The organism is Streptomyces sp. NPDC025618 (assembly GCF_055558795.1).
In genome coordinates this window covers 57758-78997 of the sequence record NZ_JBVHLW010000021.1, presented here as the reverse complement: position 1 = coordinate 78997, position 21240 = coordinate 57758, and the positions used below count along the sequence as shown (strand labels likewise).

Genomic DNA, 21240 nt, shown 5'->3' with positions numbered 1-21240 from the left:
TCCTAGTGAGGGACGTGGGCAGCCCCAAACCGGCTGCCCACCCCCACCGGAACCCTGGGCGGACGCGCTACTCCTCGCCCTCCAGCTGACCTTCCGTCTCCAGGAAGGCGCGCTTCAGCGCCTCCAGCGTCGCGGCGTCCGGCTTGGCCCACATGCCCCGGCTCTCCGCCTCCAGCAGGCGTTCGGCGATGCCGTGCAGGGCCCAGGGGTTGGCCTCCTGGAGGAAGGCGCGGTTCTCGGGATCGAGGACGTACGTCTGGGTGAGCTTGTCGTACATCCAGTCGGGCACGACGCCGGTGGTGGCGTCGTAGCCGAACAAGTAGTCCACCGTGGCGGCGAGTTCGAAGGCGCCCTTGTAGCCGTGGCGGCGCATCGCCTCGATCCAGCGGGGGTTGACCACGCGGGCGCGGAAGACGCGGGAGGTCTCCTCCACCAGGGTGCGGGTGCGGACCGTCTCGGGGCGGGTGGAGTCGCCGATGTACGCCTCCGGGGCCCTGCCCTTGAGCGCCTTCACGGTCGCGACCATGCCGCCGTGGTACTGGAAGTAGTCGTCGGAGTCGGCGATGTCGTGTTCACGGGTGTCGGTGTTCTTGGCCGCGACCGCGATCCGCTTGTAGGCGCTCTCCATCTCCTCGCGGGCCGGGCGGCCTTCGAGCTCGCGGCCGTAGGCGTAGCCGCCCCAGACGGTGTAGACCTCCGCGAGGTCGGCGTCGGTGCGCCAGTCACGGCTGTCGATGAGCTGGAGCAGCCCGGCGCCGTACGTGCCGGGACGGGAGCCGAAGATGCGGGTGGTGGCGCGGCGTTCGTCGCCGTGGGCGGCGAGGTCGGCCTGCGTGTGGGCCCGTACGAAGTTGTGCTCCGCCGGCTCCTCCAGCGCAGCGGCCAGCCGTACGGCGTCATCCAGCAGGCCGATGACGTGCGGGAAGGCGTCGCGGAAGAAGCCGCTGATGCGCAGGGTGACGTCGACGCGGGGGCGGCCGAGCTCCTCCAGGGGGATCGGCTCCAGGCCGTTGACGCGGCGGGAGGCGTCGTCCCACAGCGGGCGGACGCCCAGCAGGGCGAGGGCTTCCGCGACGTCGTCGCCCGCGGTGCGCATGGCGCTGGTGCCCCACAGGGACAGGCCCACCGACGTCGGCCAGTCGCCGTGGTCGGTGCGGTAGCGCTCCAGGAGCGAGTCGGCGAGGGCCTGGCCGGTCTCCCAGGCCAGGCGGCTGGGCACGGCCTTGGGGTCGACGGAGTAGAAGTTGCGGCCCGTCGGCAGGACGTTGACCAGGCCGCGCAGCGGCGAGCCGGACGGCCCGGCGGGCACGAACCCGCCGGCGAGGGCGTGCACGGCGTGGTCGAGCTCGTCGGTGGTGGCGGCCAGCCGCGGGACGACCTCGCGGGCGGCGAAGTCCAGGATGTCCGCGACGCCTTGGGGCTGTCCCTCGGCGACGCGGGAGACGGCGGCCGGGTCCCAGGCCGCGTCCTCCATCGCCTGGACGAGGGCGCGCGCCTTCTCCTCCGCCTCGTCGGCGGTGGTGCGGGTGGCGGCGGACTCGTCCAGGCCGAGCGCCTCGCGCAGGCCGGGCAGGGCGGCCGTGCCGCCCCAGATCTGCCGGGCGCGCAGGATCGACAGGACGAGGTTGACGCGCTCGGGGCCGGTGGGCGCGCCGCCGAGGACGTGCAGGCCGTCGCGGATCTGGGCGTCCTTGACCTCGCACAGCCAGCCGTCGACGTGCAGCAGGAAGTCGTCGAAGCCGTCGTCGTCGGGGCGGTCCTCCAGGCCGAGGTCGTGGTCGAGCTTGGCGGCCTGGATCAGGGTCCAGATCTGGGCGCGGATGGCGGGCAGCTTTGCCGGGTCCATCGCCGAGATCGAGGCGTATTCGTCGAGGAGCTGTTCCAGGCGCGCGATGTCGCCGTAGGACTCGGCGCGGGCCATCGGCGGCACGAGGTGGTCGACGAGGGTGGCGTGGGCGCGGCGCTTGGCCTGGGTGCCCTCGCCGGGGTCGTTGACGAGGAAGGGGTAGACCAGAGGCAGGTCGCCGAGGGCGGCGTCGGGGCCGCAGGCGGCGGACAGGCCCGCGTTCTTGCCGGGCAGCCACTCCAGATTGCCGTGCTTGCCGAGGTGGACCATGGCGTCGGCGCCGAAGCCTCCGTCCTCGCGCGTGGCCGCGATCCAGCGGTAGGCGGCGAGGTAGTGGTGCGAGGGCGGCAGGTCGGGGTCGTGGTAGATGGCGATGGGGTTCTCGCCGAAGCCGCGCGGCGGCTGAATGAGGATCAGCAGATTGCCGCGGCGCAGGGCCGCGAGCACGATGTCGCCATCTGGGTCGCCCTCGGCGGTACGGCTGCGGTCGAGGAACATCTCGCCGGGCGGCGGGCCCCAGTGCTGCTCGACGGAGTCGCGCAGCTCCCGCGGCAGCCGGGCGTACCAGCGCTTGTAGTCGGCGGCGGGGATGCGGACGGGGTTGCGGGCGAGCTGCTCCTCGGTGAGCCACTCCTGGTCGTGGCCGCCGGCCTCGATGAGGGCGTAGATCAGCTCGTCGCCGTCACCGGACGCGAGACCGGGGACCGGCTCGGTGCCGAAGTCGTAGCCCTCCTCGCGCAGTCGGCGCAGCAGGGCGACGGCGCTGGCGGGGGTGTCGAGGCCCACCGCGTTGCCGATGCGGGAGTGCTTGGTGGGGTAGGCGGAGAGTACGAGCGCGAGGCGCTTCTCGGCGGCCGGGATGTGGCGCAGCCTGGCGTGGCGCACGGCGATGCCCGCGACGCGCGCGGCCCGCTCGGGGTCGGCGACATACATCGGCAGGCCGTCCTCGTCCACCTCCTTGAAGGAGAAGGGGACGGTGATCAGGCGGCCGTCGAACTCGGGGACGGCGACCTGGGTCGCGGCGTCGAGCGGCGAGAGGCCCTCGTCGTTCTCCTCCCAGGCGCTGCGCGGCCCGGTCAGGCACAGGGCCTGGAGGACGGGCACGTCGAGGGCGGCCAGCGCGCCGGCGTCCCAGGACTCGTCGTCGCCGCCCGCGGAGGCGGCGGCGGGCTTGGTGCCGCCGGCGGCGAGCACGGTGGTGACGACGGCGTCGGCGGTGCGCAGGGCGTCGACGAGCTCGGGCTCGGGGGCACGCAGGGAAGCGACGTAGAGCGGCACCGGGACGCCGCCCGCGTCCTCGACGGCACCGCAGAGGGTGTCCACGAAGCCGGTGTTGCCGCTCATGTGGTGGGCGCGGTAGTAGAGCACCGCGACGCGCGGACCGCCGGTGTCCGCCACGCGTGGGGTGCGCTCCAGCGGGCCCCAGGTGGGGGCGGGCGCGGGCGCCTCGAAGCCGTGGCCGGTGAGCAGCACGGTGTCGGAGAGGAAGCGGGCGAGCTGCCCGAGGTTGGCGGGGCCGCCGTGGGCGAGGTAGGCGTGGGCCTCGGCGGCGATGCCGATGGGCACGGTGGAGTGCTCCATCAGCTGGGCGTCGGGCGCCTGTTCGCCGGTGAGCACGACGACGGGGCGGTCCCCGGCGAGGAGCCGGTCGAGGCCCTCCTGCCAGGCGCGGACCCCGCCGAGGAGGCGGACGACCACGAGGTCGGTGCCCTCCAGCAGGCCGGGGAGTTCATCGAGCGCGAGCCGGGCGGGGTTGGCGAGCCGGTACGGGACCGGGCCCCCCTGAGCGGCAGCCGCGCGGGCGCTGAGCAGGTCGGTGTCGGACGTCGACAGGAGAAGGATCACGCGGCGCTCCCCAGGGCATCGTGGGTCGCCCGGGGCGTGCTGAACCGGAATGTGCGCATGCGGCGGCAGCCTTCCTCGGGGTCCGCGCCCCGGGCGGTTGGAGGACGGCGGGAGTTCCTGACTCGCCCGGCAATCGCTGCCGGGCTCACAGTGGCGGGACCGTGCCGGAGTCCCACCGGCTTCCTCCCCTGGCGCCGTCGCTGGCGTTCGGTCCGGGCCGGACCACCTGGGCCGACCCTTCCGTGAGCATAGTAAGCGCTGGCGGGCGCCGTAGGGGCCGGTGCCCGGGGTCCGGCCGTCGGTATGCTCGCCGCCATGTCCGTCACCCCCACATCCGCCTCGGACCGGGATAACTCCGGCGGCGCCGCCGTATCCCCGAAGGGCTCCGCCCGCACGGGCGGTGACGCCTGCCCGGGCGCGCTGCGCCTGCACTCCGCGGACGACGGCGCGCTGGCCCGCGTCCGGCTGCCCGCCGGGCTCCTGACGGCCCGTCAGGCCGAGGTGCTGGCAGGGCTGTCCGAGGAGCTGGGCGACGGGCGCCTCGACCTCACCTCGCGCGGCAACATACAGCTGCGCGGCCTCGCCGACGGCTGCGGCGGCGAGCTCGGCGAGCGGCTGCGCGCGGCCGGAATGCTGCCGTCCGACCGGCATGAGCGGGTGCGCAACACCGTGGCGTCACCGCTGTGCCGACTGGACGGCGCCGGGCACGGCGACGTCCAGTCCTGGGCGCGGGAACTGGACCGGCTGCTGTGCGCGAACCCGGACGTGACAGACCTTTCGGGACGCTTCCTCTTCGGCCTGGACGACGGCCGGGGCGACATCACGGCACTCGGCCCCGATGTGACATTGATCGCAACCGAGGGCGGCCAGGTCCTGCTCGGCTACGGAACTTCCGCCTCCGGCCTGCGGATGGCCGCCGCGCACGGGCCGCGGGCGGCCGTGCTCGCGGCGGAGGTGTTCCTGGACGCGGCACGCGGAAGCGGCGCCTCCGCCTGGCGCGTCAAGGACCTCGCGGCGGAACACCGGCCGCGCGTCGGCATGTTGGCGCACCGGCTGGCCGCCGCCGGGATCGTCTCGGCGCCCGCCACGCTCGCACGGCCGCACGGCGCTCCGGTGGAACCGGGCCTGGTCACCGGCCCGTACGGGCGCACCGCGCTCTCGGTGGCGGCGCCGCTGGGCCGGCTGACCGCCGCTTCGTGGCGGCTGCTCGTCCGCACCGCCGCCGAGGACGGGGCCGGTGAGCTGCGTGTGACACCCTGGCGCGGCGTCGTCGTGCCGGGCCTGCCGTCAGGCGCGGCCGCCGACCGGCTGGCCGCGCTCGCGGACGCCGGTCTCGTCACCTCCGCCGCCTCCCCCTGGCACCGGGCGGGCGCGTGCGCCGGCCGCCCCGGCTGCGCGAAGTCCCGCGCGGACGTACGGGCGGACGCCGCGGCCTGCCTCGCGGAGCAGCGTGCCGGCGGCCTGCCGGTGTACTGGTCCGGGTGCGAACGAAGGTGCGGTCATCCCTCGGGTTCCTGGGTGGATGTCCTGGCGACCGGTGACGGGTATGAAGTCGCCGTACGGGGCGGCACCACCCACGGCGCGGCGCGCACGGTGACGGCGGCGGAGTCGGCGGCGGCGGTGACGGCGGCCCGCGGGACGACTTGACCTGAACGACCCTGACCTGGACGGCCATGCCGCACACCACGGACCCACAGAGCGAAACCAGCAAGCGAGGCGAAGTGTTCGAGTACGAGAAGGACGGCGCGTCCATCTACCGCCAGTCCTTTGCCACCATCCGCGCCGAGGCCGACCTCGGCGCGCTGCCGCCGGATGTCAGTCAGGTCGCGGTGCGCATGATCCACGCCTGCGGGATGGTCGATCTCGTACGGGACCTCGCCTACAGCCCGCGGGTCGTGGCCCGCGCGCGCGAGGCGCTGCGCGCCGGTGCGCCGATCCTGTGCGACGCGAACATGGTCGCGAGCGGCGTCACCCGCAAGCGGCTGCCCGCGGACAACGAGGTGCTCTGCACCCTCGCCGACCCGGCCGTGCCGGAGCTGGCCCGCGAGATGGGCACCACGCGCAGCGCCGCAGCGCTGGAGCTGTGGCGGGACAGGCTCGACGGTGCGGTGGTGGCCGTCGGCAACGCGCCGACGGCGCTGTTCCGGCTGCTGGAGATGGTCCGCGACGGCGCCCCGCGCCCGGCGGCCGTCATCGGCATCCCGGTGGGCTTCATCGGCGCCGCCGAGTCCAAGGACGCGCTGGCCGGCAGCCCGTTGGGGCTGGAGTATCTGGTGGTGCGGGGCAGGCGGGGCGGCAGCGCGATGGCCGCCGCCGCGATCAACGCGATAGCGAGCGAGGAAGAGTGAGCGAGCAGCAGACCACGGGCCGGCTCTACGGGGTCGGGCTCGGCCCCGGCGACCCCTCCCTGATGACCGTGCGTGCCGTCGAGGTCATCGCCTCGGCCGACGTCGTCGCCTATCACAGCGCCCGGCACGGCCGTTCCATCGCGCGCTCCATCGCCGAACGCCACCTGCGCCCCGACCACATCGAGGAGCGGCTGGTCTACCCCGTCACCGTGGAGGGAACCGACCATCCCGGCGGCTACCGCGGCGCGATGGAGGAGTTCTACGAGGAGGCCGCGGCCCGGCTCGCCGCCCACCTGGACGCCGGGCGGAGCGTCGCGGTGCTCGCCGAGGGCGACCCGCTCTTCTACAGCTCCTACATGCACATGCACAAGCGGCTCTCCGACCGCTATCCCACCGAGGTGGTGCCCGGCGTCACGTCGGTCAGCGCGGCCGCCGCCGCGCTCGGCAGCCCGCTGGTGGAGGGCGAGGAGGTGCTGACGATCCTGCCGGGCACGCTGCCCGAGGAGGAGCTGACGGCCCGTCTGGCGTCGACCGACTCGGCCGTGGTGATGAAGCTCGGCCGCACGTTCCCCGCGGTGCGGGGCGCGCTGGAGCGCGCGGGGCGGCTGGCGGACGCGCGCTACGTGGAGCGCGCCACGATGGCCGGACAGCGCGCGGAGGCGCTGGCGGACGTGGACCCGGAGTCGGTGCCGTACTTCTCGGTGGCGGTGCTGCCGAGCCGCGTCGACGCCCCCGCGGCGGCCGGCGGGCGGGGCGAGGTCGTCGTGGTCGGGCTCGGCCCGGCGGGCCCGCTGTGGCTGACGCCGGAGGCCCGCGGCGAACTGGCGGCCGCGGACGACCTGGTCGGCTACAGCACCTACATCGACCGGGTGCCCGTGCGGCCCGGCCAGCGCCGCCACCCCTCCGACAACAAGGTGGAGTCCGAGCGCGCCGAGTTCGCCCTCGACCTCGCCCGGCAGGGCCGCAGGGTCGCGGTCGTCTCCTCCGGCGACCCGGGCGTCTTCGCGATGGCGACGGCCGTGCTGGAGGTCGCCTCGGAGGACCCCTACCGCGAGGTGCCGGTGCGGGTGCTGCCGGGCATGACCGCCGCCCACGCCGCGGCCTCCCGGGCGGGCGCGCCGCTCGGCCACGACTACGCGGTGATCTCGCTCTCCGACCGGCTCAAGCCGTGGGAGGTCATCGCGGAACGGCTGCGCTCCGCGGCGGCGGCGGACCTGGTCCTCGCCCTCTACAACCCCGGCTCCCGCAGCCGGCTGTGGCAGGTCGGCAAGGCGCGCGAACTGCTGCTGGAACACCGCGCGCCGGACACGCCCGTGGTGCTGGGCCGCGACGTGGGCGGACCGGAGGAGAGCGTACGGATCGTGCGCCTGGGTGACCTGGACCCGGCGGAGGTCGACATGCGCACGATCCTCCTCGTGGGCTCGACGCAGACGCGCGCGGTGCGGCGGGGTGAGGGCGGCGGTGAGGAGGTCGTCTGGACGCCGCGGCGGTATCCGGAGGGATAACCACCGCCCTCACTGTCCGGGGAAGGTGACCTGCCGGATGCAGACCCGCTGGTGGCGTGGCACGACCTGGTACATGAACATGCCCGCCGCGTCGACGGTCTCGCGCTGCACGCGGGGCGAAGTACCCGCGTACTTCGCCCCGTCAAGGTAGGAACCGCAGCGGCCCGGACCGGTTCGTCGGCCCGCTGCTCCACCTTCGCGATGAGGGCAAGGTCGTCGGTGCCGCCGATGACGTACCCGGGATCCGGGTCGTGCTCCGACGCCATGTGTCAGTCACCGGTCACCGCGGCACGGGCCTCGTCGTGGACGGCCAGGCACTCGTCCATGGCCTGACGCCACCGCGGGGACCAATCGGTCACCGTCAGCCGAGCACGCTTCTCACCCACCCCGCCGCCTCCTCCGGCCCGGCGGCCTCCGGTACACCCGTCGGCACCGGCGGCCGCCGCACCACCACCACCGGCACCCCCGCCTCGCGCGCGGCGACAAGCTTCGCGGCGACCGCCGATCCGCCCGAGTCCTTCGTCACCAGCACCTCCACCCGATGCCTGCGCAAGAGCTCCCGCTCGCCGTCGAGCGTGAACGGCCCCCGCTCCAGCAGCACTTCCATCCGCGGTGGCACCGGCGGCTCGGGGGCGTCCACGGAGCGCATGAGGAACCACATATCCTCGAGGTGCGCGAAGGCGGCCAGCCCCATCCGGCCCGTGGTCAGGAAGACCCGTTCACCCAGCGCGGGCAGCGCCCGCGCCGCCTCGTCCAGCGACGCGACGGAAGTCCAGCGGTCCCCCGGGCCCGCGACCCACCCCGGGCGGCGCAGGGCGAGCAGGGGAACATGGGCATCCGCGGCCGCCTCCGCCGCGTGGAAACTGATCGTGCCGGCGAAAGGATGGGTGGCGTCGATGAGCGCGTCCACCTGCTGTTCGCGCAGCCAGCGGGCCAGGCCGCCGGGCCCCCCGAACCCCCCGATACGCACCTCCCCCGCGGGCAGCCGCGGCTCGGCGACGCGGCCCGCCAGCGAGCTGGTGACGCGCAGGGCCGGGTCCGTGGCCAGCTCGGCGGCGAGGCGGCGCGCCTCGGTCGTACCGCCCAGGATCAGGACATGGCGCTCGGCGCTCACCGCGGGCCCTTCCGTTCGCTGTGCCCGTACTGCCGCCGGGCGTTCATGTTCCGGGGCCCACTCTACGGCCGGAGGCCACCGTGACTGAGACCGAGGCCGCGCGGCCGGCGGGCGGGCGTACGGCGCAGCTCGCGCACACCGGGCTGCGGCACGGCTGGACCACGGGGGCCTGCGCGACGGCCGCGACGACCGCCGCCTACACCGCGCTGCTCACCGGCGACTTCCCCGACCCGGTGACGATCACGCTGCCCAAGGGGCAGACGCCCGCCTTCGCGCTGGCCGCCGAGGAGCTGGGCGGGGGCCAAGCCATGGCCGCGGTCGTCAAGGACGCCGGGGACGACCCGGACGTGACGCACGGCGCGCTGATCCGCTCGACGGTGCGGGTGCTGCCGCCCGGTTCCGGGGTGGTCTTCCGCGCCGGGCCGGGAGTGGGGACCGTGACCCGCCCCGGGCTGCCCCTGCCCGTCGGCGAACCCGCCGTGAACCCCGTGCCCCGGCAGCTGATGCGCGACCACGTCGCCGAGGTCGCCGCCCGGCACGGTGGCACGGGTGACGTCGAGATCGAGATCTCGGTGGACCACGGCGAGGAGATCGCCCGCTCCACCTGGAACCCCCGCCTCGGCATCCTGGGCGGGCTGTCGATCCTGGGCACCACGGGCGTCGTCGTGCCGTATTCCTGTTCCGCCTGGATCGACAGCATCCGGCGCGGTGTGGACGTGGCGCGGGCGGCGGGCCGTACGCATGTGGCGGGGTGCACGGGGTCCACGTCGGAGAAGGTCGCGGTGGCCGTGCACGGGCTGCCGGAGGACGCCCTGCTGGACATGGGCGACTTCGCGGGCGCGGTGCTGAAGTACATCCGCAGGCACCCGGTGGACCGGCTGACGGTGGCGGGCGGTTTCGCCAAGCTGTCCAAGCTCGCGGCGGGGCACCTGGATCTGCACTCGGCACGTTCGCAGGTGGACAAGGGGTTCCTGGCGGAGCTGGCCCGGCGGGGCGGCGCGGACGCCGGTCTCGTGGCGGCGGTCGCCGCCGCGAACACGGGCCTCGACGCGCTCCAGCGGTGCGCCGCGCGTGGCGTGCCGCTGGGCGACCTGGTCGCGGCGACGGCGCGCGACGAGGCGCTCGCGGTGCTGCGGGGCGCGCCGGTCGCGGTCGACGTCATCTGCGTCGACCGGGCGGGCACGATCGTCGGGCGCGCGGAACCCCGTGGCCCGGGGACCGGTTGACGGCGGCGGTCCGTACGCTACAGCCGCACCAGGCCCAGCTGCCGGGCGAGCCGCATCAGGTCGTAGGTCCACCATCCTTCCTGGATCCGGCCGTCGCGGAAGGCGAAGACGGTGACGCCCGTCATCTCGACGTCCCGGCCGGTCGGTTCCAGGCCCATGAACACGCCGGTGTGCGTGCCCCGCCACGTCCACGACGTGGCCACCTGGTCGCCTTCGGCCAGTTGGCCGTGGAGCGCGAAGTGGAAGTCGAACGCCGCGCGCCAGCTGGTGACGTCGTCCTTCATGGTGTCGGAGCCGATCGTGGTGTCGGTGTTCTTGCCGATGTCGTGGCCGCGGTAGTCGGCGGCGAACAGCTCGTCGATGAGGCCGAGGTCGCCGCCGACGGCGATGTCCTCGAAGAAGCGGCGGGCGGTGGCCTTGTTGAGCTGCTCGTCACGGACGACTTCGAGGTCCGTGAAGGCGGGCTCCCCTTCGCAGAGGGCGACCATCTCCTCGAAGATACGGTTGGTCTCCGGGAGACCGGAGTTCCTCATCGCCTCTTCGTACGAGGGGAACTCTATGATCTCCACATAGTGATCGCCGTCGGAGCGGTCCCGGCCGACGACGGCGTGGGTGGCGGTGCGCTTGCCCTCGGTCGCCTCGACCCACTGGTCCATGAGCTGGCTCATGTCGTCATAACTACGAGTCTTGCAGTCCACTATCTGCATAAATGCCATAGCGGCCTCACCTCCCGGGTGATATGTCCAGGTTAGACCTGGCAGCCACCCACCCGGGACGCGCGAAGGGGCTACGCGGGGGTAGCCACGGCTCAGCGGGCGCGGGTCGTGGAGTAGAGGTGACTGTCCGGGAACTGCTCCGCCGCCAGCGCCCGCCCGACGATGATGACCGCCGTCCGCACCACGCCCGCCGCCTCCACCTGTCCGGCGATGTCGGCCAGCGTGCCGCGCAGGACGAGTTCGTCGGGCCGGCTGGCCATGGCGACGACGGCCGCGGGGCAGTCGGGGCCGTAGTGCGGGAGGAGTTCGGCGACGACGCGGTCGGCGTAGCGGGCCGCGAGGTGCAGGACCAGCAGGGCGCCGCTGCGGCCGAGCGTGGCCAGGTCCTCGCCCGCGGGCATGGGGGTGGCCTGCTGGGCGACGCGCGTGAGGATCACGGTCTGCCCCACGGTGGGCACGGTCAGCTCGCGGCCGAGGGCGGCGGCCGCCGCGGCGAAGGAGGGCACGCCGGGCACGATCTCGTACGCGATGCCCGCCGCGTCCAGGCGACGCATCTGCTCGGCGACGGCGCTGAAGACGGCGGGGTCACCGGAGTGCAGCCGGGCCACGTCGTGCCCGGCCTCGTGCGCGCGCACGAACTCGTCCGTGATCTGGTCCAGGTCAAGCCGCGCCGTGTCGACGAGGCGGGCACCGGGCGGGCACTCGGCGAGGAGTTCGCGCGGGACGAGGCTGCCCGCGTAGAGGCAGACGCCGCAGCGGGCGAGCGTCCGCGCGCCGCGCACCGTGATCAGGTCGGCGGCGCCAGGGCCGGCGCCGATGAAGTACACGGTCATGGCTGGGGGTCTCCTAGCGGGGGTTCGGCCACGGGATGGCGGGACTTGCTGCCTGGGCTGGTCTCAGGGGAGCGCCGGTCCGGCGCCGCCGGCCGCGGGCGCCTGCTTGACCGCCGCCCACTGCGTCACCGGCATCGCCTGCCGCCAGCCCGTGAAACCGCCGACGGGGACGGCGCGGGCGACGGCGAGGCGCGTCAGCTCGCCACCGTGGCGCCGGTACCACTCGCCGAGCAGGGCCTCGGACTCCAGGGTGACCGTGTTGGCGACGATGCGCCCGCCCTCGGGCAGCGCGTCCCAGCAGGCCGCGAGCAGGCCGGGCGCGGTGAGCCCGCCGCCGATGAACACCGCGTCGGGCACGGGCAGTCCGGCGAGCGCGGCGGGGGCCGCGCCGGTGACGACGCGCAGCGCGGGCACGCCGAGGGTCTCGGCGTTGCGGGCTATGCGCCCGGCCCGTACGGCGTCGCGCTCGACGGTGACGGCCCGGCAGGAGCGGTGGGCGCGCATCCACTCGATGCCGATGGAGCCGGAGCCGCCGCCGACGTCCCAGAGCAGCTCGCCGGGGGCGGGGGCGAGGGCGGCCAGCGTCACGGCGCGTACGTGACGCTTCGTCAACTGTCCGTCGTGCTCGAAGGATTCGTCCGGGAGGCCGGGGGTGAGCGGCAGGCGGGGCGCGCCGGGGGCGCGCAGGCACTCGACGGCGATCACGTTGAGCGCGTCGCCGGGGGGCTGCCGCCAGCCGTCCGCCGTGCCCTCGACGCGGCGCTCGCGCTCGCCGCCGAGTTGTTCGAGAACGGTCATCCGGCTCGGGCCGAAGCCCCGGGCGGCCAGCAGCGCGGCGGCCTCGGCGGGGGTGTCCGCGCCGGAGCTGAGGAGGAGCAGCCGGCGCCCGTGGTGCAGGGCTGCGGTGAGCGCGGCGAGCGGGCGGCCGACGAGGCTGAGCACCTCGGTGTCGTCCAGCGGCCAGCCGAGCCGGGCGCAGGCGTAGGAGACGGAGGAAGGGTGCGGCAGGACCCGCAGCCCGGCGGCGCCGCCGAGGACGTCGACGAGCGTGCGGCCGACGCCGAAGAACATCGGGTCGCCGCTGGCGAGCACGCAGACCCGGCGCCCGGCGTGCCCGGCCAGGAGCCCCGGCACCGCCGGGCGCAGCGGCGAGGGCCAGGCGACGCGCTCCCCCGCGCACCCGGCGGGCAGCAGGTCCAGCTGCCGGGGGCCGCCGATCAGCACCTCGGCGTCGCGCAGCGCCTCCTGGGCGGCCGGGGCCAGGCCGGGCCAGCCGTCGGCGCCGATGCCTACGACGGTGACGGGGGCGTGGCTCACGGGGGCGCACCTCGGGATCTGCGGGGTCAGGGGGCACCGGAACTCTACTGACCTGGGGTGACGGCGGAACAGCCGGGACCTTGTTGCATAGGATGTGCATTTACTCATAACTGGCAGGAGGCGTGACGTGGTGCGTTCACCGGTGGTGCTGGGGATCGAGTCGTCCTGCGACGAGACCGGCGCCGGTCTGGTCCGGGAGGGGAGGCTGCTCGGGCACGCGGTGGCCTCCAGCATGGACGAGCACGCGCGCTTCGGCGGCGTCGTGCCGGAGATCGCCGCCCGCGCGCACGTGCACGCGGCGGCGCCCGTGGTGCGGGCCGCGCTCGCCGACGCGGGGCTGTCGATGAGCGACATCGGCGCGGTGGCGGTGGCCACGGGCCCCGGGCTGTCCGGCGCGCTCCAGGTCGGGGTCGCGGCCGCGAAGGGCTTCGCGTACGCGCTGGGCGTGCCGCTGTACGGGGTGCACCACCTCGCCGGGCACGTGGCCGTGGACACCCTGGAGCACGGCCCGCTGCCCGACCCCTGCATGGTGCTGATCGTCTCCGGCGGCCATACGTCCCTGCTGCTCGTCCGGGACCTGGCGCGGGATCCGATCGCGCACCTCGGTGACACGCTCGACGACGCGGCGGGCGAGTGCTTCGACAAGGTCGCCCGGGTCTTCGGCCTCCCCTACCCCGGCGGGCCCGCCGTCGACCGGGCGGCGCGCGAGGGGGATCCGCGGGCCGTGCCGTTCCCGAGGCCGCTCACGGGGCCGCGGGACGACCGCTACGCCTTCTCGTTCTCCGGCCTGAAGACGGCCGCCGCGCGCTGGGCGGAGCAGCACCGCGCGGCGGGGCTGCCGCTGCCCGTCGCGGACGGCGCGGCCTCCCTCCAGGAGGCGGTGGCGGACGTCCTGACGCGCAAGGCGGTCGCCGCGTGCGTCGAGCACGGCGTGGGCACGCTGGTGGTGGTCGGCGGTGTGGCGGCGAACTCGCGCGTGCGGGCCCTGGCGCGGTCGCGCTGCGCGGCGGCCGGGATCGAGCTGCGCGTGCCGTCCCTGCGGCTGTGCACGGACAACGGCGCGATGGTCGCCGCGGTCGGCGACCTGCTGGTCCGCGCGGGCGCGGAGCCGGCGCCGCTGGATCTGTCGATCGACCCCTCGGCGCCCCTGGAGTACGCGGCGCTCACGCCGCGGGCGGCCGTGCGCGCCGCCTGACGGCATGGAAGTGCCGCAGGTGGCGGACCACCTGCGGCACACCGGGCTCTTCCGCGGCCTTACGCCTACCAGTTGGCGCGGTCGTAGTCCTTGAGGAAGCAGCCGTAGAGGTCCTCGCCCGCCTCGCCGCGGACGATCGGGTCATAGACCCGCGCCGCGCCGTCGACCAGGTCGAGCGGAGCGTGGAAGCCCTCCTCCGCGAGGCGCACCTTGTCGGGGTGCGGCCGCTCGTCGGTGATCCAGCCGGTGTCGACGGCGGTCATGAGGATGCCATCGGTCTCCAGCATCTCCTGCGCGCTGGTGCGGGTGAGCATGTTGAGCGCGGCCTTGGCCATGTTGGTGTGCGGGTGGCCCGCGCCCTTGTAGCCGCGGCTGAAGACGCCCTCCATGGCGGAGACGTTCACCACGTACTTCCGGCGGGCCGTGGAGGCGGCCATCGCCGGGCGCAGCCGGCTGACCAGCACGAACGGCGCGGTCACGTTGCACAGCTGCACTTCGAGGAGCTCGACGGGGTCGACCTCCTCCACCGTCTGGATCCAGGTGTTCGTGGCGTCCAGGTCGGGCACGAGGCCGCCCGCGTCGATCGCGGTGCCGGCCTCGACCCGCGCGAGCGAGGCGGAGCCGGTGGTCAGGGCGAGCTCGGTGAGCGCCTGCGGGGTGAGCTCGTCGTGCTTGGCCCCGGCCGGCGCGGGCAGCGCGGCCTGGGCGCCGCTGCCGAAGGCGCCGAAGACGACCGAGGCGGGCAGCTCACCGGCGGGCAGCGGGGCCGCCTCGGCGGCGACGAGCTCGCGGTAGGCGGCCGGGGAGCGGCGGACCGTCTGGGCCGCGTTGTTGATCAGGATGTCGAGCGGGCCCTCGGCGCTGACCGAGTCGGCCAGGGCGACGACCTGGGCGGGGTCGCGCAGGTCGATGCCGACGATCTTCAGCCGGTGCAGCCAGTCCGCGCTGTCCGGCATGGCCTTGAAGCGGCGGATCGCGTCGTTGGGGAACCGCGTGGTGATCGTGGTGTGCGCGCCGTCCCGCAGCAGCCGCAGGGCGATGTACATACCGATCTTGGCGCGGCCGCCGGTGAGCAGCGCGCGCTTGCCGGTGAGGTCCGTGCGCGCGTCCCGGCGGGCGCGGTTCTCGGCGGCGCAGGACTGGCAGAGCTGGTGGTAGAAGGCGTCGACCTCGACGTACCGCGCCTTGCAGATGTAGCAGGACCGCGGGCGCTCCAGGATGCCGACGATCTGGGCGGTGGACGTGGCCGCGAGGGGGATGCCGCGCGTCTCGTCGTCGATCCGGTCGGCCGCGCCGGTGGCGGTGGCCTCGGTGACGGCCCTGTCGTTGGCGGTCTTGGCGGCCCGGCGCTCCTGGCGGCGGCGCTGCTTGACCGTGCGGTAGATCCCGGCGGTGGCGCGGCGGATCTCGATCGCCTGCGGGTGGTCGACCGGCAGCTGGTCGAGCTCCTCGAGCACACTCAGGCAGACCGCCATGCGCTCCGGGTCGATGCCCGACCGGTGGACCGCACCGTCGCGGCTTTCTTCTGTGACCGTCATCGGCGCTGTCGTTTCCCAGTTCTTCTGATCTATTGAAGCTTCGAAGAACTGTACGTAGGCGGAGCCCGCCACGACAAACCCGAGCACGGAACATCACACGATCCGGGTGCGCCCGGCCGTCGGCGCGGGTAACGGGCCGCTCACCATGCGTCACGCCCGCCGGGGCGCCGCGGCGCGGCCACGAACCCGCCGACGCCCGCACGGGCACACCTCATCTCCGCGGGAAGGCGGCTTTCCGGAAAGGGAGTTGAGCATTTCCGCGATGAACTCCCTTACCTGCCAAGCCCCGCACCACCCCGCACGAGAACCCGCCTCAACCCCGAATGTATTCCATATGACTTATTGAGCTTTCCGGGTTAATTATGGTGTTCAGCGCCGATATTGGGCGAATCCCTTTGGATTCTCCGGCAACAATTGCCGCTCAACACCCATGAGAAAGGTTTAGCCATGTCGCGTATCGCCAAGGCCGCCGCCCTGACCCTCGCCGCCGGCGTCGCCGTTTCCGGCGCCGCGGGAATCGCTTCCGCAAACGCCGGAGCAGAGGGCGCGGCCGTCGGCTCCCCCGGCATCATCTCGGGCAACGCCATCCAGGTGCCGATCCAGATCCCGCTCAACCTCTGCGGCAACACGATCGACATCGTCGGTCTGCTGAACCCCACCTTCGGCAACACCTGCGCCAACGTCGACGAGGAAGAGCACTTCCACAGCCACCACGGCGGTCACGGCCACGGCGACCACGACCGCTGGTAACCCGCCCGCGCGGAGCGAGCCTCCAGCCGGCCGCATCCGCGCACCCCGCGCCGGGGAGGGGTCACAGTCAGCCGCCGGAGTCCTCACCTGCGCGTTCGTGGCGCCCATCATGTTCTTCATGGTGGGCGCCACCGCCATGTGCGGCTTCCTCGCCACCGGGGTCGGCGGGCTTGACCCTGGGGTGCGGGGCACCGGGCAGGTCGGGGATCTCGACGATCGGCGGCAGATCGGGGGTCAGGTGGGTGTGGCCGGACGTCATGGTGATACGCCTCCTGCCGTGCGGGAACTGCCGAGAAATGCGGATGTGTGAATTGCCGCCGCACCGGAGTACGTACGGCGAGCCCCCCGCGCTCAACCCGGGGCGGCGGTGCGGCCCGGCGGTGCGGCCGCCTGGCCGAGCAGTTCCCGGCGCAGCCGGGCGCAGGTGCGGCTGAGGATGCGGGAGATCTGCATCTGGGAGACGCCGAGGCGGGCCCCTATCTGCTTCTGGGTGAGATTTCCGAAAAAACGCCAGTACAGAACGTATTTCTCCCGCTCGGGCAGCGAGCTCAGCAGCGGTTTGAGGGACTGCCGGTCGACGACGAGATCCAGCGCGCGGTCCGCCCAGCCCAGGGTCTCGGCGAGCGGGAGGTCGTCGGCGCCGAGGACGGGGTGGTCCAGCGACAGCGTGTTGTGCACGCCCTCGGCGGCGAGGCCGCGGAGCACCTCCTCCTCGGTCAGCCCGGTCTCCGCGGCCAGCTCCGCCGGGGTGGTCCGGGCCCGCGCGTCCCGGTGCACCAGGACCGTCTGCGCGGTGCGGACGGCGGTGCGCAGCTCCTGGTCGCGGCGGGGTATGTGCACGGACCAGGCGTGGTCGCGGATGTGGCGCTTGAGCTCGCCGTTGATGGTGGGGACGGCGAAGGTCTCGAAGGCGTGGCCGAGCGCGGGATCGTAGCGGTCGACGGCGTTGACCAGCCCGAGGGCGGCCACCTGGCGCAGGTCGGCGGGACTCTCGCCGCTGCTGCGGAAGCGCAGGCTGATGCGCTCGGCCATGGGCAGCCAGGCGGCGATCACCTCCTGCCGGAGGCGGTCGCGCTCCGGGCCGGGGGGCAGGGCCGCCAGGAGCACGAAGGCGTCGGCCGTGTCGGGAGCGTCGCGGGTGCGCCGCCGGTGGGTCGTCGTCTCGGCCATGATCACGCTTCTCCCTCGCTCACGCGCACACTTTCGCCGTGTGCGGGCGGCGCCGGTCAGGAGCCGGTGCCACCGTTCCCCGAGGCTCGGGCGGCCGTTGCCGGCCACGATCACCCCAGCATCACGTGCCCCAGTGGTTTACGCGACTCGGAGCAGCCCCACGCGCACGCAGGGTGACCGCCGTTTCCTCGCCCGCGCGTCGGGTACCCGCCGACCGCGAGCCGCGTCCGCCACCGCACGGGAGGCCCCATGACCACGCACCCCCGCACCACCGAGCCGGGCACGGGCGCGCTCACCGACGCCGAGGTGGCGGCCCTGGACGCGCACTGGCGCGCGGCCAACTACCTCTCCGCCGGGCAGATCTATCTGCTGAGCAACCCCCTGCTGACCGTGCCGCTGGAGCCGGAACACATCAAGCCGCGGCTGCTGGGGCACTGGGGCACCACCCCCGGCCTCAACCTGATCCACACCCACCTCAACCGCGTGATCACGGCACGGGACCTGGACGTGCTCTGCGTCTGGGGCCCCGGGCACGGCGGACCGGCCGTGCTCGCCAACTCCTGGCTGGAGGGCAGCTACTGCGAGGTGTATCCGGACGTGAGCCGGGACGCGGAGGGCATGGAGCGGCTGTTCCGGCAGTTCTCCTTCCCCGGCGGGGTGCCCAGCCACGTGGCCCCGGAGACGCCCGGCTCGGTCCACGAGGGCGGCGAGCTCGGCTACTCCCTCGCGCACGCGTACGGCGCGGCCCTCGACAACCCCGGCCTGCTGGTCGCCTGCGTCATCGGGGACGGCGAGGCGGAGACGGGGCCGCTCGCGACGTCCTGGCACGCGAACAAGTTCCTCGACCCCGTGCACGACGGCGCGGTCCTGCCCGTGCTCCACCTCAACGGCTACAAGATCGCCAACCCCTCCGTCCTCGCCCGCCTCCCCGAGGAGGAGCTGGACCGGCTGCTGCGCGGATACGGCCACGAACCGCTGTACGTCTTTGGTGACGACCCCGCCCACGTGCACCGGGCGCTGGCCGCCGCCCTCGACCGCGCCCTGGACCACATCGCCACCGCGCAGCGCGTGGCCCGCGAGGAGGGCGTGCCCGACCGGCCGCACTGGCCGCTGATCGTGCTCCGCACGCCCAAGGGCTGGACCGGCCCCGCCGAGGTCGACGGGCTGCCCGTGGAGAACACCTGGCGCGCCCACCAGGTCCCCCTCTCCGGAGTCCGGGACAACCCCGAGCACCTGCGCATGCTGGAGAGCTGGCTGCGCTCGTACCGGCCGGAGGAGCTCTTCGACGCGCAAGGGCGGCCGCTGCCGCGGGTGTTGGAGTACGTGCCCCGCGGCACCCGGCGGCTCGGCGCCACCCCGCACGCCAACGGCGGCCTGCTCACCCGCTCGCTGCCGCTGCCGCCGCTGGAGCACTACGCCGTGCCCGTGGAGAAGCCCGGCACCGCCCTGCACGAGCCGACCCGGGTGCTCGGCGGCCTCCTCGCGCAGGTGATGGCCGACACCGCGGAGCGCAGGAACTTCCGGCTCGTCGGCCCGGACGAGACGGCGTCCAACCGGCTGGACGCCGTCTACGCGGCGACCGGCAAGGCGTGGCAGGAGGAGACCCTGCCCACCGACGAACACCTCGCCCACGACGGCCGGGTGATGGAGGTGCTCTCCGAACACCTCTGCCAGGGCTGGCTGGAGGGCTACACCCTCACCGGCCGGCACGGCCTCTTCTCCTGCTACGAGGCCTTCGTGCACATCGTGGACTCGATGGTCAACCAGCACATCAAGTGGCTCAAGACCTCACGGTCCCTGACCTGGCGGCGCCCCGTCCCCTCCCTCAACTACCTGCTCACCTCCCACGTCTGGCGCCAGGACCACAACGGCTTCTCGCACCAGGACCCCGGCTTCGTCGACCACGTGCTCAACAAGTCGCCCGACGTCGTCCGCGTCTACCTCCCGCCGGACGCCAACACGCTCCTGTGCGTGACCGATCACGTGCTGCGCAGCCGCGACCGGGTCAACGTGATCGTCGCGGGCAAGCAGCCCTGCTTCGACTGGCTCACGCTGGACGAGGCCCGCGCCCACTGCGCGCGGGGCGCCGGGGTGTGGACCTGGGCGGGCACGGAGACCGGCGAGCGGCCGCCCGACATCGTGCTCGGCTGCGCCGGCGACGTCCCCACCCAGGAGGTGCTGGCCGCGGCCGACCTGCTCCGCAGGCACCTGCCCGGGCTGGCCGTACGGGTCGTCAACGTCGTCGACATGACGCGCCTGCTGCCGAAGGAGGAGCACCCGCACGGGATGTCCGACGCGGAGTACGACGCGCTGTTCACCTCCGACCGGCCGGTCATCTTCGCCTACCACGGCTATCCGTGGCTCATCCACCGGCTCACCTACCGCCGCACCGGCCACGTCGGCATGCATGTGCGCGGCTACAAGGAGATGGGCACGACGACCACGCCCTTCGACATGGTCGTCAGCAACGACCTGGACCGCTACCGCCTGGTCATGGACGTCATCGACCGGGTGCCGGGCCTGGGCGTGCGCGCGGCGCCGGTCCGGCAGGCGATGGCGGACGCCCGTACGCGGCACCACGCGTGGATCCGCGAGCACGGCACGGACATGCCGGAGGTGCGGGACTGGACGTGGTCCGGCGCGGCCGCCCTGGCGTGAACCGGGCCTGACAACCCCCGCAGCCACCCTCAGGACAACGGAGTCGGCGCGCGTCGTCATGACGCGCGTCACATCGACGGCATCTTGACGGCGCGCGCGTGTAATCGATTACCTGAGGCCCGCACGGAATCGATCACCTCCCCCGCAGCCGACGGAGCGCCATGGCGAACATCAAGGACGTGGCCGAGCGGGCGGGTGTGTCCGTCGCCACCGTCTCCCGGGTGCTCAACGGCCGCTCGCCCGTCGCCGCGACCCGCGACCGCGTCCTCGCGGCCGTCGCGGAGCTCGGCTACCGGCCCAACGTGGTGGCCCGCGCGCTGCGCACCGCCCGCACCCGCACGCTGGGGCTGGTCATCAGCGACCTCCGCAACCCCTTCTTCACCGAACTCGCCGACGCCGTCGAGCAGGAGGCCCGCCGGCTCGGCTACAGCCTGATCATCGGCAACGCCGGGGAGAGCCCGCGGCAGCAGGACGACCACATCCGCACCCTGCTGGACCGGCGCATCGACGGCCTGATGGTCAGCTCCGCGGGCACCGGCTCCGCCATGCTCGGCGAGGCCGTCGCCTCCGGCACCCCGCTCGTCCTCCTCGACCGCGCCGTGCCCGGCGTCGCCGCCCCGTGCGTACGGGCCGAGGGCCGCCAGGCGCTCACCGACCTCGCCGCGCACCTCGCGAAGCTGGGGCGGCGCGGACCCGCCGTCATCGTGGCCCCCGCCGGGACGCCCATCGGCGACGAGCGGCTGGAACTCTTCCGGGCGGCCCTGGCCGGGCACCGGATCACCCTGCCCGCGGAGCGGATCGTCTCCTCACCGGACCTCTCCCCCGCCGGTGGGCAACGCATGATGCGCGCCCTGCTGGACCTGCCGGAGCCGCCCGACGCCGTGCTGGCCACGGACAACCTGATGGCGCTGGGCGCGCTCGACGAGGTACGGGCGCGGGGGCTGCGCATCCCCGGCGACGTGGCGCTGGTGGCCTTCGACGACGTGCCGTGGTTCGCGCACACGGATCCGCCGCTCACCGCGATCGCCCAGCCGACACGGGAGCTGGGCCGGGCCGCCGTGCACACGCTCCTGGAACGGATCGAGGGCCGCGAGGCCCCGTCGGTGCTGCTGCCCGCACAGCTCGTGCCTCGCCGCTCCTGCGGCGAACGGCCGCAGTCGGACCACTAGGGAGGAGCGC

General features: G+C 74.0%; 16 protein-coding genes and 1 riboswitch. Of the genes, 8 read left to right on the top strand and 8 right to left on the bottom strand.

Annotated features, from left to right (window positions below; translation table 11 throughout):
- Nucleotides 1-67: 67 nt before the first annotated feature.
- Nucleotides 68-3691, bottom strand: coding sequence for a cobaltochelatase subunit CobN (gene cobN, locus ACZ4A5_RS19065; RefSeq protein WP_467584915.1), 3624 nt, complete (start codon nucleotides 3689-3691; stop codon nucleotides 68-70).
- Nucleotides 3692-3802: 111 nt separating this feature from the next.
- Nucleotides 3803-3877: riboswitch (cobalamin riboswitch) on the bottom strand.
- A 129-nt stretch (nucleotides 3878-4006) separates the two neighbouring features.
- On the opposite strand from cobN, the gene cobG reads away from it, so the two are divergent.
- The 3 genes from cobG to ACZ4A5_RS19050 all read left to right on the top strand — a co-directional run bounded on the left by cobG (nucleotide 4007) and on the right by ACZ4A5_RS19050 (nucleotide 7544).
- Nucleotides 4007-5338 carry a precorrin-3B synthase gene (cobG, locus tag ACZ4A5_RS19060; protein WP_467584912.1) on the top strand — a complete coding sequence of 444 codons (1332 nt, stop codon included), beginning with the start codon at nucleotides 4007-4009 and terminating at the stop codon, nucleotides 5336-5338.
- A gap of 74 nt (nucleotides 5339-5412) precedes the next feature.
- Complete coding sequence (locus ACZ4A5_RS19055) at nucleotides 5413-6039, top strand: precorrin-8X methylmutase (RefSeq protein WP_467584909.1); 627 nt, start codon at nucleotides 5413-5415, stop codon at nucleotides 6037-6039.
- Nucleotides 6036-7544, top strand: coding sequence for a precorrin-2 C(20)-methyltransferase (locus tag ACZ4A5_RS19050; RefSeq protein WP_467584905.1), 1509 nt, complete (start codon nucleotides 6036-6038; stop codon nucleotides 7542-7544). Before ACZ4A5_RS19055 ends, ACZ4A5_RS19050 begins: the two co-directional genes overlap by 4 nt.
- Before the next feature lie 361 nt (nucleotides 7545-7905).
- On the opposite strand, the gene ACZ4A5_RS19045 is transcribed toward ACZ4A5_RS19050, so the two are convergent.
- Nucleotides 7906-8658, bottom strand: coding sequence for a cobalt-precorrin-6A reductase (locus tag ACZ4A5_RS19045; RefSeq protein ID WP_467584901.1), 753 nt, complete (start codon nucleotides 8656-8658; stop codon nucleotides 7906-7908).
- Nucleotides 8659-8738: 80 nt separating this feature from the next.
- Between ACZ4A5_RS19045 and ACZ4A5_RS19040 the strand changes: the two genes are divergently transcribed.
- The gene (locus ACZ4A5_RS19040; protein WP_467584898.1) at nucleotides 8739-9884 is read left to right on the top strand and encodes a cobalt-precorrin-5B (C(1))-methyltransferase; all 1146 of its coding nucleotides are present in this window, start codon (nucleotides 8739-8741) and stop codon (nucleotides 9882-9884) included.
- Between the two features lie 17 nt (nucleotides 9885-9901).
- On the opposite strand, the gene ACZ4A5_RS19035 is transcribed toward ACZ4A5_RS19040, so the two are convergent.
- The 3 genes from ACZ4A5_RS19035 to cbiE form a co-directional block, all read right to left on the bottom strand.
- Nucleotides 9902-10600, bottom strand: coding sequence for an ester cyclase (locus ACZ4A5_RS19035; protein WP_467584893.1), 699 nt, complete (start codon nucleotides 10598-10600; stop codon nucleotides 9902-9904).
- Between the two features lie 92 nt (nucleotides 10601-10692).
- The gene (gene cobM / locus ACZ4A5_RS19030; protein ID WP_467584889.1) at nucleotides 10693-11433 is read right to left on the bottom strand and encodes a precorrin-4 C(11)-methyltransferase; all 741 of its coding nucleotides are present in this window, start codon (nucleotides 11431-11433) and stop codon (nucleotides 10693-10695) included.
- Between the two features lie 63 nt (nucleotides 11434-11496).
- A complete protein-coding gene (gene cbiE / locus ACZ4A5_RS19025; RefSeq protein WP_467584886.1) occupies nucleotides 11497-12750 on the bottom strand; it encodes a precorrin-6y C5,15-methyltransferase (decarboxylating) subunit CbiE in 1254 nt (417 codons plus the stop codon).
- A 130-nt stretch (nucleotides 12751-12880) separates the two neighbouring features.
- Here cbiE and tsaD point away from each other — a divergent pair, with 130 nt between their 5' ends.
- Complete coding sequence (gene tsaD / locus ACZ4A5_RS19020; protein ID WP_467585014.1) at nucleotides 12881-13945, top strand: tRNA (adenosine(37)-N6)-threonylcarbamoyltransferase complex transferase subunit TsaD; 1065 nt, start codon at nucleotides 12881-12883, stop codon at nucleotides 13943-13945.
- Nucleotides 13946-14010: 65 nt separating this feature from the next.
- Here tsaD and ACZ4A5_RS19015 read toward each other — a convergent pair whose 3' ends face one another.
- Complete coding sequence (locus ACZ4A5_RS19015) at nucleotides 14011-15483, bottom strand: SDR family NAD(P)-dependent oxidoreductase (RefSeq protein WP_467584883.1); 1473 nt, start codon at nucleotides 15481-15483, stop codon at nucleotides 14011-14013.
- Nucleotides 15484-15930: 447 nt separating this feature from the next.
- On the opposite strand from ACZ4A5_RS19015, the gene ACZ4A5_RS19010 reads away from it, so the two are divergent.
- The gene (locus tag ACZ4A5_RS19010) at nucleotides 15931-16233 is read left to right on the top strand and encodes a chaplin (RefSeq protein WP_398868836.1); all 303 of its coding nucleotides are present in this window, start codon (nucleotides 15931-15933) and stop codon (nucleotides 16231-16233) included.
- Nucleotides 16234-16300: 67 nt separating this feature from the next.
- On the opposite strand, the gene ACZ4A5_RS19005 is transcribed toward ACZ4A5_RS19010, so the two are convergent.
- Together ACZ4A5_RS19005 and ACZ4A5_RS19000 are read right to left on the bottom strand one after the other, a co-directional pair.
- Nucleotides 16301-16492 carry a hypothetical protein gene (locus ACZ4A5_RS19005; RefSeq protein ID WP_467584876.1) on the bottom strand — a complete coding sequence of 64 codons (192 nt, stop codon included), beginning with the start codon at nucleotides 16490-16492 and terminating at the stop codon, nucleotides 16301-16303.
- A gap of 92 nt (nucleotides 16493-16584) precedes the next feature.
- The gene (locus ACZ4A5_RS19000; protein ID WP_467584873.1) at nucleotides 16585-17403 is read right to left on the bottom strand and encodes a SigB/SigF/SigG family RNA polymerase sigma factor; all 819 of its coding nucleotides are present in this window, start codon (nucleotides 17401-17403) and stop codon (nucleotides 16585-16587) included.
- 249 nt (nucleotides 17404-17652) lie between these two features.
- Between ACZ4A5_RS19000 and ACZ4A5_RS18995 the strand changes: the two genes are divergently transcribed.
- On the top strand, nucleotides 17653-20061 hold the full coding sequence (locus ACZ4A5_RS18995; protein ID WP_467584868.1) for a phosphoketolase family protein: 2409 nt from the start codon (nucleotides 17653-17655) through the stop codon (nucleotides 20059-20061).
- A gap of 161 nt (nucleotides 20062-20222) precedes the next feature.
- Nucleotides 20223-21230 carry a LacI family DNA-binding transcriptional regulator gene (locus tag ACZ4A5_RS18990; protein WP_467584864.1) on the top strand — a complete coding sequence of 336 codons (1008 nt, stop codon included), beginning with the start codon at nucleotides 20223-20225 and terminating at the stop codon, nucleotides 21228-21230.
- Nucleotides 21231-21240 lie beyond the last annotated feature (10 nt).